Genomic DNA, 14,004 nt, shown 5'->3' on the forward strand with positions numbered 1-14,004 from the left:
TCGTGCTCGTCCAGGTTTGTGCTTGTCCAGGTTCGTGCCTGTCCGAGTCAGGCGTTTGTCGTGCTTCGCCTGCTCTGCCTGTCCCGGTCAACCTGTACCGGTGCGATGGGGGGCCACCGAAGCGCGCGAGACGGCCGCGGGGATCGTCAGGTGAGGGTCTTGCGGAGCCACTCCTCGACCCCGGCGATGTGGACCGTGGCCCAGGCCCGCGCCACCTCCGGCTGGCGGGTGGCGATGGCGTCGCAGATCGCGGCGTGCTGCTCCAGGGTTTTCTCCTGGGCGTTCTCCTGGGTGAGGCCCCGCCAGATCCTGGCCTTGGTGGTGGGGCCGGAGAGACTCTCGATGAGGGAGCACAGCACCGTGTTGCCGGAGCCCGCCGCGATGCGCTGGTGGAACTCCAGGTCGTTGGACACCATCTGCTCGACGCTCGGATTGGGAGGCAGCCCGTCGAGGATCTTGCGCAGCTCGGTGACGTCGGACTCGGACATGTGCTCCGCGGCCATCGCGGTCGCCGCGGGCTCCAGGATCCGCCGCACCTGGAAGAACTGCAGCACGGTGTCGTCCTGGTGGAAGTCGACCACGAACGACATCGCGTCGAGCAGGAGCCTGGGCTCCAGGCTGGTCACGTACGTGCCGTCGCCCTGGCGCACGTCCAGCACCTTGATCAGGGCCAGGGCCCTGACGGCCTCGCGCAGGGAGTTGCGTGACAGGCCGAGCCGATCGGCGAGGTCGGACTCCTTGGGCAGTTTGCTGCCCGGGGCGAGATCGCCAGACAGGATCATCTCTTTGATCTTGTCGATAGCGGCGTCGGTGACCGCCACTCCGCACCGTCCTCAGGTCGTGCCAGACATCCGATGTCTATGAGTGTATGGCGAACCGCACCGGATCCACCCCCGTCACGCGGCTGACGATTCCGCGTACCTCCAGCGTGCGCAGGTGGGCCGCGGCCTCCCCGGCGGCCATCCCGCGCAGTACGGCGGGGAAGTCCTTCCAGGGGCGGTTCCAGGTCATGCGTTCGGCGATCTCCCAGATGGTCAGGGGCTCCTTCTCCTCGGCGAGCAGGGCGGCGAGCCGTCGGAGCTTCTCCTCGTGGTGGATGTGGATCTCCGTCGCCCGAGCCGCCGTGTCCTGAAATATCCATTCATGGGCGGGCAGGGCCTCAAGCTGTCCCATCCCCTTCACCTTCTCCAGCGACTCCAGGAAGTCGCTGAGCGGATCCACGTCCGCACGGTCGTACGGGTAGATCCCGATGTGCGGCGTGATCGCCGGCAGTACGTGGTCCCCGGTGAAGATCCGGTCGGCGTCCTCCAGGTGCAGGCAGATGTGGCCGGGAGTGTGGCCGGGCGTCCAGATCGTCCGGAGCCTGCGCCCCGGCAGGTCGATCAGGTCGCCGTCGGTGAGAACGCGGTCGGGGAGCGCGGGCGGCTGCGGCCGGTTCCCCCTCACCTCCTCCACCTCGACGGCTCCCGCTCCCGCCCGGCGCAGCATGTCGGCCTGGAAGTCGCGCTGCGCGTCGCCCTCGAACTGCCGCATGAAGCCGATCAACGCGGCGTCGGCCTCGTGCATCGCGATCCACGCGCCGGATTCCTCCCTCACCTGGCCGGCCAGCCCGGCGTGGTCGGGGTGGAAGTGGGTCACGACCACCCCGCGCACGTCGCGGACGTCGATGCCGACCGCCCCCAGCCCGTCGCGCAGCGCCAGCCACGCCTCGGGGGCGTTCCAGCCCGCGTCGACCAGGACGGGACCCGCCGGGGACTCGATCGCGTAGACCAGCGTGTAGCCGAGCGGGTTGCCGGGGATCGGGACGGGCACGCTCCACACCCCGCCACCGGTGTCGAACGGACGCTGCTCGCTGTACGGCCTGCGGCGGGATTTCAACGCTGGTGCTCCTTGTACGACCTGCGGGGGCAACGGGGGTGCTCCCCACCGGCGCCACGCGGGGCGCCTCGGGTTGGCGGCGCCTCTCAGGGACGCCTCGGGTGAGTGGCGCCATGGGGAGACGCCTCAGGGTATCGGCGCCGCTCAGAGGCGCTCCAGGATGGTCGCGGTCGCGAGCGCCCCGCCCGCGCACATCGACACCAGCGCGGTCGAGGAGTCGGACCGCTCAAGCTCGTGCAGGGCGGTGGTGATCAGTCGGGAACCGGTCGCTCCGACCGGATGGCCGAGCGCTATGGCGCCGCCGTTGACATTGACCCGTTCCATGTCTGGCTTGTGCACCGATGACCAGGATAAGACCACCGAGGCGAAAGCCTCGTTCACCTCGAACCTGTCGATGTCAGCCGTGCTCATCCCGGTCGAGGACAGGACCTTGGCGGTCGCGTCCACGGGTCCGTCCAGGTGGTAGTACGGCTCGGAGCCGACGAGCGCCTGGGCGAGGACGCGGGCCCGGGGCCGCAGGCCGTGCCGGGCGGCGGCCTCCTCGCTCATGAGCAGCACCGCCGCCGCGCCGTCGGAGATCTGCGAGGAGGTGCCCGCCGTGTGCAGGCCGCCCTCGCCCATGACGGGCCTGAGCCCGGCGAGCCCTTCGACGGTGGTCTCACGCAGCCCCTGGTCCCTGTCGACGACGCGGGTCTCACCGGTGGGCGCACCTTCACGGTCGAGGACCGGCGCGGTCACCGCGACGACCTCCCGGTCGAAGCGGCCCCGGGCCCACGCCTCCGCGGCGAGGCGCTGGGACCTGGCGCCGAACCGGTCGAGCGACTCGCGGGTGAGCCCGCGCCGCCGCGCGATCCGTTCCGCGGCGGTGAACTGGTCGGGCAGGTCGAGGTCCCAGTCGTCGGGCCGGGGGGCGGCGGGCAGCACGTTGGAGCCGAGCGGCGCCCGGCTCATCACCTCGACGCCGCAGGCCACGCCGACGTCGATCACCCCGGCCTGGATGAGCGCCGCGACCAGGTGCACCGCCTGCTGCGAGGAGCCGCACTGCGCGTCGATCGTGGTCACGCCCGTCTGGTACGGCAGCCCGGCGTAGAGCCAGGCGTGCCGTCCGACGTGGCCGCCCTGCTCTCCGGCCTGCGTGACACACCCGGCGAAAACCTGTTCCACGGCGGCGGGGTCGATGCCCGACCTGCCGATCAGACCGGTGAGCGCGGCGGCGAGGACCGCCTGCGGCTTCAGCCCGGCGAGCCATCCGTTGCGCCTGCCGATCGGGGTTCTCACTGCCTCGACGATCACCGCACCCATAACGATCTCCTCGCCATCCGGCTGGGAGCTCGCGCGCACCGGACGGCCGTCCTCGCCGATCCGCCCGCCCGCGCGTCACTCCAGAACGTCGCTCTAGTCGCCTTCGGTAGCGACTGTAACGGGTTCTAATTTCAGGTGGAAGGCGGGGTGGGGTTTCTCGCGGAACGCCTCTCAGCCGGAGGCGGAGGGCTGGAAGTCGGCGAACAGGCGTCCGGCGGCGATCTCGATGCGGCGCTGGATCTGCTCGTACGTGCGCCGGCCCCTGAGCATCTCCATGAGTTCGTGCACCCAGACGCTGGACAGTGAGCCCGCGAGGGCGAACTGCTCCTCGGTGGCGGTCTCGGCGGTGAGGTCGGCTCCGGCGACGCGGAGCAGCAACCCCGCCATGCGGTCGCCGAACGGTATGTCGACATCGGCCATGATCAGTGAGCGGATGAGCGCGTCGGCGAGCTCGGGCTCGCGCATCAGGCCCCGGGTGGCGCGCATCAGCACGTCGACGGCCCGCCCCGAAGCCGTCGTGGCGCTGGGCGGGCGGCGCTCGATGCTGGTCTCCAGCAGGTCGATCTCCTCGCCGACGACGGCGACGACGAGATCCATCTTGGAGGGGAAGTATCGGTAGAGCGTTCCGAGCGCGACCCCCGCGCGCTCGGCGACGGTCCGCATCTGCATCGCCTCGACGCCACCTCGTGAGGCGAGGGCGGCGGCGGCCTGGACGATGCGCTTGCGCCGCTGGTGCTGGCTCCTGGTGCGGACGCTCGTGGGCGCCGACTCACTCTGCATGCCGGGTGCCCCCTCGGTGATGGCCGGATCGGCGCCGCTCGGGGCGTGCCTGCCGGTCCGGCGCGGGGTGACCGGCGTGTCGGTGGTCACATGCGAGATACGCATGAGAACACGTTATCTGATTTAGGGATACTCCGATGGGTTACTCGCCGGTCACAAAGATGGCCCGCGCTTACATGGCATATGCGGTGCGGCGGTTATGCGGTGACTTGTTGCCATAGGCCGACTATGGACACAGAATAGAATCTGTTCTACTTTCCGGAAGGGTGACGCGGCCGACAGAAACCCTGGAGCGCCAGTGGACTTCAATCTCGACGAGACACAGACCGACCTGCGCGAACTCGCGGTCGACCTCCTCGGCAGGGAGGTGACCCCGGCCAGACTCGAAGCCCACGAGAAGGGGGACGCGCCCTACGACGCCGCACTGTGGCGCTCCCTCGCCCAGGCGGGGCTGCTCGGCGCCTGCCTGCCGGAGGAGGCCGGAGGCGCGGGGCTCGGGCCGGTGGAGATGGCGGTCGTCCTGCGGGAGATCGGCGCCCACGTGGCCCCGGTCCCCGCCGAGCAGAGCCTGGTCGCGGCGCAGGTGATCACCAGGTACGGCTCTGTGGAGCAGCGTGAGGCCCTCGCCCCGCTGGCCGACGGCGATATCTCTCTGGCAGTCGCCCCCTCCGAGCCGGGTCGTGACTTCGGCGATCTGGGCGCCCCGCCGCTCACGACCGCCCGCGAGGACGGCGCCGGATGGGTGCTGGACGGTGCGAAGGGCACGACGCCGTACGCCGCCCAGGCCGCGAGGATCCTCGTCCCCGCCGCCACCGGGGTCGGGGTCGGCCTGTTCCTGGTCGACCCCGCCGAGGCGGACCTGCGGCCGGTGCCGACCTCCACCGGCGAGCCCGCCGCCACGCTCGTCCTGGAGGGCACCCCCGGCGAGCCCGTCGGGGCGCGGGACGGTGCGGCGGCCGGTGGCCTGCGAAGACTCGCGCTGGCCGGGAACATCGCCGTCACCTCCGGGGTGCTGGCCGGCGCGCTCGCGCTCACCACCGAGTACATCAGGACCCGCAAGCAGTTCGGCCGGGCGCTGGCCGAGTTCCAGGCGGTCACCGTGCAGATCGCCGACGTCTACATCGCGGGGCGGGCGCTGGACGTGGCCGTGTGGTCCGGGGCGTGGCGGCTCGCCGAGGGAGCGGACGAGGAGGCCGAGGCCGACCTGGCCGTCGGCGCACTCACCGCGACCGACCAGGCGCTGCGGGCGCTCTACACCTGCCAGCACCTGCACGGCGGTATCGGGGTGGACGTGACCTATCCGCTGCACCGCTACTTCGCCTGGGGCAAGCACCACGCCCACCTGCTGGGCGGGGTGGAGGCCCGGCTCGACACGATCGGAGCGCTCGTCTGATGCTGATCGACCTCACCCCCGACCAGAAGAGGCTCCGCGACGAACTGCGCGAGTACTTCCGGTCCTGCCTCACCGCGGAGGAACGCGCGCGGATCTCCGCCGACCCGTTCGGCCACGCCTACATGGAGCACTGCCGCGCCCTCGGCCGCGACGGCAGGCTCGGACTCGGCTGGCCCAAGGAGTACGGCGGCGGCGGGTACGGCCCGCTGGAGCAGCAGATCTTCGCCAACGAGATCGCCCGCGCCGAGGTGCCGTATCCGATCATCACCGTGCAGACCGTCGGCCCGACCCTCATGCAGTACGGGACGGCGGCGCAGAAGGAGTTCTTCCTGCCGCGCATCCTGGCCGGGGAGTGTCACTTCGCGATCGGCTACAGCGAGCCGGGGGCGGGCACCGACCTCGCCTCGTTGCGTACCAGCGCGGTCCGCGACGGCGACCACTACGTGGTGAACGGGCAGAAGATCTTCACCTCGGGCGGCCACTACTCCCACTACATCTGGCTCGCCGCCCGCACCGACCCGGACGCGAAGAAGCACCGCGGGATCACGATGATGATCGTCGACTGCTCCGACCCCGGCTACTCGTGGACCCCGATCGTCACCATGGACGGGAACCACCACACCAACTCCACCTACTACTCCGACGTACGGGTGCCGGTGGACATGGTCGTCGGGGAGGAGAACAAGGGCTGGGACCTGATCGTCAACCAGCTCAACCACGAGCGGGTCACGCTCGGCCCGGCGGGCAACATCGCCCACACCTACGACCGGTTCCTCGCCTGGGCCCGCCGTACCGGCACGATCGAGGAACCCGCGGTACGCAGGGCGCTCGGCCAGGTGTACGCCTACTTCAGGACCAACGAGCTGCTGAACTGGCAGGTCGCGGCCAACATGGACCTCGGCTGGCTGGGCGCCCCCGACGCCTCGGCCACCAAGGTGTACGGCTCGGAGCGGTTGCAGGACGTCGGCAGGATCGTCGGCGAGGTCCTGGCACGCTTCGGCGACCCGTCCGACCCGGAGACGGCGGACCTGATGAGGCGGGTGGACCGTGGCGCGAAGGGCGCGCTCGTGCTCACCTTCGGCGGCGGCGTCAACGAGGTCCAGCGCGAGCTCATCGCGATGCTCGGCCTGAGCCTGCCGAGGCCGCCCCGATGACCGGGACGCCACCGGGACCCCCGGCACCCGAACCCGCCTCCCTGCACGAACGGCTCACCGCCCTGGCGGAGCGGCAGATCGCCGAGGGGGAGGTGCTCGGTGTCGCGGAGGCGGACCCGGTGAACCTCCCGATGATCCGGCACTGGACCGACGCCATCGGCGACACCAACCCGCTCTACACCGACCCCGAGGCCGCCGCGGCGGGAGTGCACGGGGGGATCGTGGCCCCACCGGCGATGATCCAGGTCTGGACGATGCCCGGCGTGGCCGGCAACAGGAGAAAACGGGCGGGTACCCCGATCGACGCGGTTCTCGCGATGCTGGACGAGAACGGCTACACCGGGGTGGTCGCCACCAACTGCGAGCAGACCTACCATCGCTACGTGAGGCTCGGCGAGTCCCTGGTTCCGGCCACCCGGTTGACCGGCATCACCGGCCCGAAGCGGACGGCGCTCGGCGAGGGCTACTTCGTCACCTGGAACATCACCTGGTACGCCGACGGCGAGGCCGTGGCCGACATGCTGTTCCGGGTGCTGAAGTTCCGGCCCTGGCAACCGGCCGGAGGGCCGGGTGAGAACACGCACACCACGGGCGAGGACGGAGCCGCGCTCCCCCGCCCGCCGTATCCGCTGAGACCCGCGGTCAACGCCGACACCGCCTTCTTCTGGGAGGGGGTCACGGCGGGCGAGCTGCGGATCCAGAAGTGCGCCGACTGCGGCGAGCTCCGCCACCCGCCGGGACCGGTCTGCCCGTCGTGCCGTTCGACCGCCCGCACGTTCGTGACGGCGAGCGGCGAGGGGGAGGTCTACAGCTACGTCGTCCACCACAACCCGCAGGTCCCGGGGCTTCGGACGCCTTTCGTGGTCGCCGTGGTGGAACTACCGGAAGGCGTGCGGATCGTGGGCAACGTGGTGGACTGCGCCGCTTCGCGGGTGGGTATCGGTATGCCGGTGCGCCTGACGTACCGCCGGATGGACGACGAGCTGATCCTGCCCATGTGGGTCCCCCTGGAGGCGTGATGCGGACACTTACCGACGACGAGGTGCGGGTCGGAGCTCCGCTTCCCGAGCTCGCGATCGACCTGAGCCCCACCGTGGTCGTGTCGACCGCACTCGCGACCATGGACTTCACCCCCGTCCACCACGACGTCGAGGTCGCGCGGGCGCAGGGGTCGAAGGACATCTTCCTCAACATCCTGACCACCATGGGTCTCGTCGAGCGCTACGTCACCGACTGGACGGGACCCGAGGCCGTCATCCGTGGCATCAACGTCAAGCTCGGCGTCCCCGCGTACGCGGGCGACCGGCTGGCCTTCACCGGCAGCGTGGTCGCCCGCGAGGACGGCGAGTTCACCGTCGAGGTCCGGGGCGGGGTCAGCCTCGGCGCCCACGTCTCGGGCACCGTCAGGTTCGTCCTCCCCGCCCGCTGACCGCGCCCCGGCGGCTGCCGAGAGCGGAGACCGGGGAGGCGGGACCAGCCGAAACGGCGAGAACGGCCCTGAACGACGGGAACGGCCGGGAACGGCAGAAACGACGGGAACGGCGGGAACGACGGGAACGGCGGGAACGACGGGAACGGCGGGAACGGCGGGAACGGCGGGAACGACGGAAACGGCGAAAACACAGAAAGGCCCTCACCACCGTGGTCTCCTTCTCAGGGAGTACGGCCGTCGCCGGGATCGGCGCGACCGAGTTCTCCAAGCGGTCAGGCAGGTCCGAGCTCCAGCTCGCCGCCGAGGCGGTGTTCGCGGCGCTCGACGACGCGGGCCTCGCGCCCTCGGACGTGGACGGCCTCGTCACCTACACCCAGGACGCCAACCAGGAGATCGCCGTGGCCCGCGAGGTGGGCATCGGCGACCTGTCGTTCTTCTCCCGCGTCCACTACGGCGGCGGCGCGGCGTGCGGGACCGTGCTGCACGCGGCGATGGCAGTCGCCACCGGGGTCGCCGAGACCGTGGTCTGCTACCGGGCGTTCAACGAGCGCTCGGGGAACAGGTACGGCCAGCCCGACGCCCGCGTCGCCGGCGAGCCCTCGTCGCAGGGCCTGGAGATGAGCTGGCATGTGCCGTACGGGCTGATGACCCCCGCGGCCTGGGTCGCGATGTTCGCCCGGCGCTACATGCACACGTACGGCGCCACCTCCGAGGACTTCGGCCGGGTGGCGGTCGCGATGCGCAGGCACGCCGCCACCAACCCCGCCGCGTGGTTCCACGGCCGCCCGATCACCCTGGAGGAGCACCAGGCGTCCAAGTGGATCGTGGAGCCGCTGCACCTGCTCGACTGCTGCCAGGAGAGCGACGGCGCGGTGGCGCTGGTGGTCACCTCCGCCGAGCGGGCGAGGGACCTGCGCGAGGCGCCCGCAGTGATCACCGCCGCCGCCCAGGGGTCCGGCGCCGACCAGATGATGATGACCAGCTACTACCGCGACGACATGACCGGCCTGCCGGAGATGGGGGTGGTCGGCCGCCAGCTCTGGAAGCAGTCGGGGCTCGGGCCCTCGGACGTGCAGACGGCGATCCTGTACGACCACTTCACCCCGTTCGTCCTCACCCAGCTGGAGGAGCTGGGCTTCTGCGGGCGCGGCGAGGCCCGCGACTACGTGGCCGGGGGCGGCATCGAGATCGACGGCCGCCTCCCGGTCAACCCGCACGGCGGCCAGCTCGGAGAGGCGTACATCCACGGCATGAACGGGATCGCCGAGGCCGTCAGGCAGATCAGGGGCACCTCGGCGAACCAGGTCGCCGGGGTGCGGAACGTGCTGGTCACCGCGGGCACGGGGGTGCCGACCAGCGGGCTCGTCCTGTCGTCGGTGTGACCTGAGGTCCTGCGGAGAGGTCGGGATGACCTGAGGTCCTGTGGAGAGACCGGTGTGACCTGAGGTCCTGCGGAGAGGGCCGAGGCCGGGCGCGGACCGGTGCCGGCCTCGGCCGCCCGGCGTTCCGTGTCCTGTTCCCGCCTCCCGCCTCCGGGCTCTCGGTTCCCGGTGTCCCGGTTTCGGTGAGGCGATCTGGTGCCCCTCGGTGGTGTTCGCCGTCCCACGGAGGCGTTCGTGCGCTCCTCTGACCAGCAGGAAGTTAATAATTCTTGACATCGTGTCTGCTCTGTTTTACGTTTCATCATGTCTACTTTGTTTTACATGGGGAGCGGGCATGTCAACGGAAGAGAAACGGGTGTGGGTCTACGCCGTGGTCGCGATCGGCGTGCTCGCGGTCTACGCCACGATCATCCTCGGTAGGGTCCGGGAGGTCGGCGTCGCCGAGGTCGACTACGTATGGCCGATGATCACGGCCATCGGCGCCGCGATGGTCGCGAACATGGTCGGCAACATGTTCGCCGGGACCGCCCCGCGCGGTGAGGTGGAGAAGGACGAGCGCGACGACGACATCCACCGGCACGGCATGCGAGCCGAGTTCTACGTCCTCGCCATCGGAGTCGTGGGGGCCCTCGGCCTGACGATGGCGGAGTTCGAGCACTTCTGGATCGCCCACGCGCTCTACCTGGCGTTCGTCCTCTCGGCCCTCTCCTCGTCGGCCGTGAAGATCGTCGCGTACCGCCGGGGGTTCTGAGCATGGTCAAGCCCACCAAGATCACCAACGCGATCCGCTCCCTGCGGTTCGCCAACGGGGAGATGACGCAGGCGGAGCTGGCGGAACGCGTCGGCGTGACCCGCCAGACCGTGATCGCCATAGAACAGGGGCGCTACTCGCCCTCGCTGGAGATGGCCTTCAGGATCGCCCGCGTGTTCGGCGTCCCGCTCGACGAGGTCTTCCAGTATCCGGACACCGACTCGCCGAAGGGGACGTAAAACGATGAAGACCATGAAGACGATGAAGGCAGTGGCCAGAGACGACTACTGCTCGCCCGACGCGCTGCGACTCGGCGACGTCGACCGACCGGTCGCGGGGGAGGGCGAGGTGCTGGTACGCGTCCACGCGGCCGGCCTCGACCACGGCGTCTGGCACGTCACGACGGGCCTGCCCTACGTCGTCCGCGCCGCGGGCTTCGGGCTGCTCAAGCCGAAGAACCGCCTTCTCGGCATGGACGTCGCCGGCCGCGTCGAGGCGGTCGGCGAGGGTGTGACCCGGTTCGGGGTCGGTGACGAGGTGTTCGGCACCTGCGAGGGGGCCTTCGCCGAGTACGCGTGCGCCAGGCAGGACAGGCTGGTTCCCAAACCCGCGAACATCACCTTCGAGCAGGCCGCGGCGACTCCCGGCTCCGCCTACGCGGCCCTGCAGGGGCTTCGCGGCGGAGGAGAGGTGAAGCCGGGGTCGAAGGTGCTGGTCATCGGCGCGGGCGGCGGCGTCGGGACGTTCGCGGTGCAGCTGGCCAAGGCGTTCGGCGCCGACGTCACCGGGGTGTGCGGCACGGCGAAGACGGAGCTGGTCCGGTCGATCGGCGCGGACGAGGTCGTCGACCACACCCGTGAGGACTTCGCGGACGGGAGGCGCCGCTACGACCTCATCCTCGACACGGGGGGCAACCGCTCGCTGTCCCACCTGCGGCGTGCCCTCACCCCTCGGGGAACGCTCGTCATCGTCGGCGGCGAGCGGAAGGGGCGGTGGTTGCAGGGCACCGACCGCCAGCTCCGGGCGATGCTGCTCTCGCCGTTCGTGGCGCAGAAGCTGTGCGCGCTGATGTTGCGGGAGAGCGAGGAGGACCTCCGGTTTCTGGGGAAGGCCGTCGAGGAGGGCAAGGTCACGCCGGTCGTCGACCGGACGTACCCGCTGGGCGAGCTTCCCGAGGCCATCCGGTATCTCCGAGGTGGTCACCCGAAAGGCAAGGTCGTCATCACCGTGTGAGGCGCGGAGGAGGGCGGGGCGGGGAGACGAGGAGAGCGGGTCGGGGAGACGACGTGAGAAGGGCGCGGCCGGGGGGCCGCGCCCTTCGTGTCACGCGTCGGGAGTCGGGGAACTCAGCAGCTCAGGTTGCCACCGGGGGTGGTGCCGAGGATCTGCACGAAGCGCTGGTAGGTGTTGATCCGGCTCTGTACCTGCGCCGGGTTCCTGCCGTTGCACTCCAGGCTGCCGTTGATGCTGCGGATCGTCTCGCCGAAGCCGCGGCCGTTGACCATCGCGTTGTGCGGTGTCATCGTGCCGGGACCGTTCTGGGTGTTCCAGTACCACAGGGCGGTCTTCCAGGCCACCGACGCGTCGTTCTGCACGAGGTACGGGTTGCCGAGCAGGTTGATGCCGAGCGCGTCGCCCGCCGCCTTGTAGTTGAAGTTCCAGCTCAGCTGGATCGGCCCGCGCCCGTAGTAGGCCGACTGGCCCGCGGGGCAGCCGTACGACCGGCTCGTGTCGCAGTAGTGCGAGTAGTTCGCGGTGTTCTGCTCGACGATGTGAACCAGGCCGCCGGTCTCGTGGCTGGCGTTGGCGAGGAAGGCGGCAGCCTCCTGCTTCCTGACGGTGTCACTGCCGGTCTTCGCGAAACCCGGGTAGGCGCTCAGCGCCGCGGTGAGGCCGCTGTAGGTGTAGAACGAGTTCCGGTTCGGGAACATCTGGTTGAACTGGGCCTGGCTCACGACGAAGCCCGAGGTGGGCGGGTTCGTGGGAGGGGTGGTGGGCGTCGTGCCGCAGGTGTACGGCTCCCAGTACCAGGTGCTGATCACCGGGTCGTAGCCGGGGTTCTCGTTCTTGGCGCGGTAGAACCGGCCGTTGGTGTATTTGACGATGCTTCCGGCGGCGTACCAGGTGCCCGCCACCCAGTTCGGGTGGTTGCAGTTGCCCGAGGGGGGAGGCGTCGTACCGCCGCCGCCGCAGGCGCCCTGGTCGGCCCACACGTCGGCGGTGCCGGGGGTCTCGTTCTGGGTCCACCACTTCGCCGACCAGTTGCGGCCGTTGTGGGAGGCGGTCATGCCGCCGGTGTAGACCGCCGAGGACTTCCACGCGGCGACGCAGGCCGGGGCGGCCACTGAGGACACTGCGGAGGCGGAGGCCGCGGGGAGGGCGACCGCCAGCACGCCCGTGACCGCCAGGGCGGCGAGGGCGGCCATGATTCGCTGTCTCAACACTTGATCACTCCTTCGTGCGGTGGGGGCCGCGGAGGTTCGAGGCGCCGCGCGACCGGGGCGCGAGCGGCTCACCCGAGAACCTTGCAGGCCCGGTCAGGGCGAGTAAGGAGGGGGTGCGCCGCATGATCGCTCCCGTGGGGGGAAACCGGGGGTGTGGGACGTCCGGACGGTCGGACTCCCGTGCGATGACGATCCGCGCCATCGAGGTTCGCGCAGCTCTTGGTTCGGGTCGAACGGTTGTCGGGGGCCTTCGAGGCACCCGCCTTAAGTTTCTCTTAAGAAACTTTCCTAAGAGTTTCCGTGATACTAGTCCTGACAGGTCGCTGTCACAACCCGATGACGCTTGATTGCCGTTGCCGTGGGACGAATGCGCCCCGAATCCGATATAGCCCGCGTCCGGTTAATTCACATCAGTGGTGTAAGTCCGGTTAGACGATAGATGTAACTTTTATAGGCGTTTCGGATGTCATCATGTGCGTCATGTTGGAATCCCTCGGGCTCGATCCAATGGAGGAGCGCGTCTACCGGTTCCTGGTGGCCACGGCGGAGGCGGACATCACCGACCTCATAGGAAACCTGGGCATCGACGCCCAGACGGTCGAGACGATACTGATATCCATGCGGGTCAGAGGGCTGATCAGGACGATCGGTCCCGGCAGGCGGCGGTTCGCCGCCGTGGCCCCCGACATCGTGCTGGGCTCGCAACTCCTGCGCCACCAGCAGGCGATCGACTGGGCGCGGCGCGAGGTGGACCAGCTCTCCGAGGAGTACCGCGACAGCGTCCGCCGCCGCGACGCCGGTCGGCTGGTCGAGGTCCTGCCGAACCGCGCCGCGCTCCAGGAGCGCCTCGACCACCTGCAGGAGACCGCCCGCCACGAGGTCCTCCACTTCTGCCGGGACCACGAGACCGTACTGCCCTCGGAGGAGAACCACGCCGAGTTCGCCGCGCTGCGCCGCGGGGTCGAGTACCGGGTGATCTACGAGAAGTCCCTGCTGGCGGAGGAGGGGATGCCGGCCGACATCGCGTACGGGGTGAAGCTGGGCGAGCAGGCCAGGGTCATGTCGTGGCTGCCGGTGCGGCTGACGATCGTCGACCACGAGACCGCCGTACTGCCCCTGGTCCAGGTGGACGGGATCTCCGAGCAGACGGCGGCACTGATCCGGGGCGGCCAGCTGCTGGAGGCGCTGATCGCCCTCTTCGAGTGCTACTGGGAACGGGCGACCCTGCTGCGGATCGCCGAGGACGGAGCGCTCACCGAGAGGACGACGCGCTGCCCGCTCGGCCCCGACGACCTCTACCTGGTCTCGCTGCTGGTCGGCGGCGCGTCGGACACGTCGATCGCCACCCAGCTGGGGGTGAGCCAGCGGACCGTGCAGCGGCGCGTCTCGAACATCCTGGACGTCACCGGCGCACGGACGCGCACGCAGCTGGCCTGGCGTGCCGCCACCGAACACTGGCTCTGAGCGAGAAGGGCTGACGGGAGTCCG

The 14,004-nt window shown here is 70.0% G+C and carries 14 protein-coding genes; 9 read left to right on the forward strand and 5 right to left on the reverse strand.

The window, feature by feature from the left end; all coding sequences use genetic code 11:
- Positions 1-146 precede the first annotated feature (146 nt).
- The 4 genes from ACIBH4_RS19780 to ACIBH4_RS19795 form a co-directional block, all read right to left on the reverse strand.
- The gene (locus ACIBH4_RS19780) at positions 147-821 is read right to left on the reverse strand and encodes a FadR/GntR family transcriptional regulator (RefSeq protein WP_362507388.1); all 675 of its coding nucleotides are present in this window, start codon (positions 819-821) and stop codon (positions 147-149) included.
- 37 nt (positions 822-858) lie between these two features.
- Positions 859-1,878 carry an MBL fold metallo-hydrolase gene (locus ACIBH4_RS19785; RefSeq protein WP_362507391.1) on the reverse strand — a complete coding sequence of 340 codons (1,020 nt, stop codon included), beginning with the start codon at positions 1,876-1,878 and terminating at the stop codon, positions 859-861.
- A 144-nt stretch (positions 1,879-2,022) separates the two neighbouring features.
- Positions 2,023-3,180: a steroid 3-ketoacyl-CoA thiolase gene (locus ACIBH4_RS19790; protein ID WP_362770002.1), complete on the reverse strand. Its 1,158-nt coding sequence runs from the start codon at positions 3,178-3,180 to the stop codon at positions 2,023-2,025.
- 171 nt (positions 3,181-3,351) lie between these two features.
- Positions 3,352-3,960, reverse strand: a complete 609-nt coding sequence (locus ACIBH4_RS19795; RefSeq protein ID WP_362508246.1) for a TetR family transcriptional regulator — start codon at positions 3,958-3,960, stop codon at positions 3,352-3,354.
- A 298-nt stretch (positions 3,961-4,258) separates the two neighbouring features.
- On the opposite strand from ACIBH4_RS19795, the gene ACIBH4_RS19800 reads away from it, so the two are divergent.
- The 8 genes from ACIBH4_RS19800 to ACIBH4_RS19835 all read left to right on the forward strand — a co-directional run bounded on the left by ACIBH4_RS19800 (position 4,259) and on the right by ACIBH4_RS19835 (position 11,305).
- Positions 4,259-5,353, forward strand: a complete 1,095-nt coding sequence (locus ACIBH4_RS19800; protein ID WP_362507397.1) for an acyl-CoA dehydrogenase family protein — start codon at positions 4,259-4,261, stop codon at positions 5,351-5,353.
- Positions 5,353-6,507 (forward strand): acyl-CoA dehydrogenase family protein, encoded by a 1,155-nt coding sequence (locus tag ACIBH4_RS19805; protein WP_362507400.1) that lies wholly within the window; start codon positions 5,353-5,355, stop codon positions 6,505-6,507. Before ACIBH4_RS19800 ends, ACIBH4_RS19805 begins: the two co-directional genes overlap by 1 nt.
- On the forward strand, positions 6,504-7,526 hold the full coding sequence (locus ACIBH4_RS19810; RefSeq protein ID WP_362770004.1) for a bifunctional MaoC family dehydratase N-terminal/OB-fold nucleic acid binding domain-containing protein: 1,023 nt from the start codon (positions 6,504-6,506) through the stop codon (positions 7,524-7,526). Before ACIBH4_RS19805 ends, ACIBH4_RS19810 begins: the two co-directional genes overlap by 4 nt.
- Positions 7,526-7,936, forward strand: a complete 411-nt coding sequence (locus tag ACIBH4_RS19815; RefSeq protein ID WP_362507406.1) for a MaoC/PaaZ C-terminal domain-containing protein — start codon at positions 7,526-7,528, stop codon at positions 7,934-7,936. The genes ACIBH4_RS19810 and ACIBH4_RS19815 overlap by 1 nt, the downstream gene beginning before the upstream one ends.
- 212 nt (positions 7,937-8,148) lie before the next feature.
- Complete coding sequence (locus ACIBH4_RS19820) at positions 8,149-9,321, forward strand: lipid-transfer protein (RefSeq protein ID WP_362507409.1); 1,173 nt, start codon at positions 8,149-8,151, stop codon at positions 9,319-9,321.
- A gap of 334 nt (positions 9,322-9,655) precedes the next feature.
- Positions 9,656-10,072, forward strand: coding sequence for a hypothetical protein (locus tag ACIBH4_RS19825; protein WP_362507412.1), 417 nt, complete (start codon positions 9,656-9,658; stop codon positions 10,070-10,072).
- 2 nt (positions 10,073-10,074) lie between these two features.
- A complete protein-coding gene (locus ACIBH4_RS19830) occupies positions 10,075-10,311 on the forward strand; it encodes a helix-turn-helix transcriptional regulator (RefSeq protein ID WP_362507415.1) in 237 nt (78 codons plus the stop codon).
- A 13-nt stretch (positions 10,312-10,324) separates the two neighbouring features.
- Positions 10,325-11,305, forward strand: a complete 981-nt coding sequence (locus tag ACIBH4_RS19835) for an NAD(P)-dependent alcohol dehydrogenase (protein ID WP_362770006.1) — start codon at positions 10,325-10,327, stop codon at positions 11,303-11,305.
- Between the two features lie 113 nt (positions 11,306-11,418).
- On the opposite strand, the gene ACIBH4_RS19840 is transcribed toward ACIBH4_RS19835, so the two are convergent.
- Entirely contained in the window at positions 11,419-12,516 is a 1,098-nt protein-coding gene (locus ACIBH4_RS19840; RefSeq protein WP_362507421.1) for a glycoside hydrolase family 19 protein, read from the reverse strand.
- Between the two features lie 480 nt (positions 12,517-12,996).
- On the opposite strand from ACIBH4_RS19840, the gene ACIBH4_RS19845 reads away from it, so the two are divergent.
- Positions 12,997-13,980 (forward strand): helix-turn-helix domain-containing protein, encoded by a 984-nt coding sequence (locus ACIBH4_RS19845; protein WP_362766471.1) that lies wholly within the window; start codon positions 12,997-12,999, stop codon positions 13,978-13,980.
- Positions 13,981-14,004 lie beyond the last annotated feature (24 nt).

This window comes from Streptosporangium sp. NPDC050284 (genome assembly GCF_044459525.1).
Lineage (GTDB): Bacteria > Actinomycetota > Actinomycetes > Streptosporangiales > Streptosporangiaceae > Streptosporangium.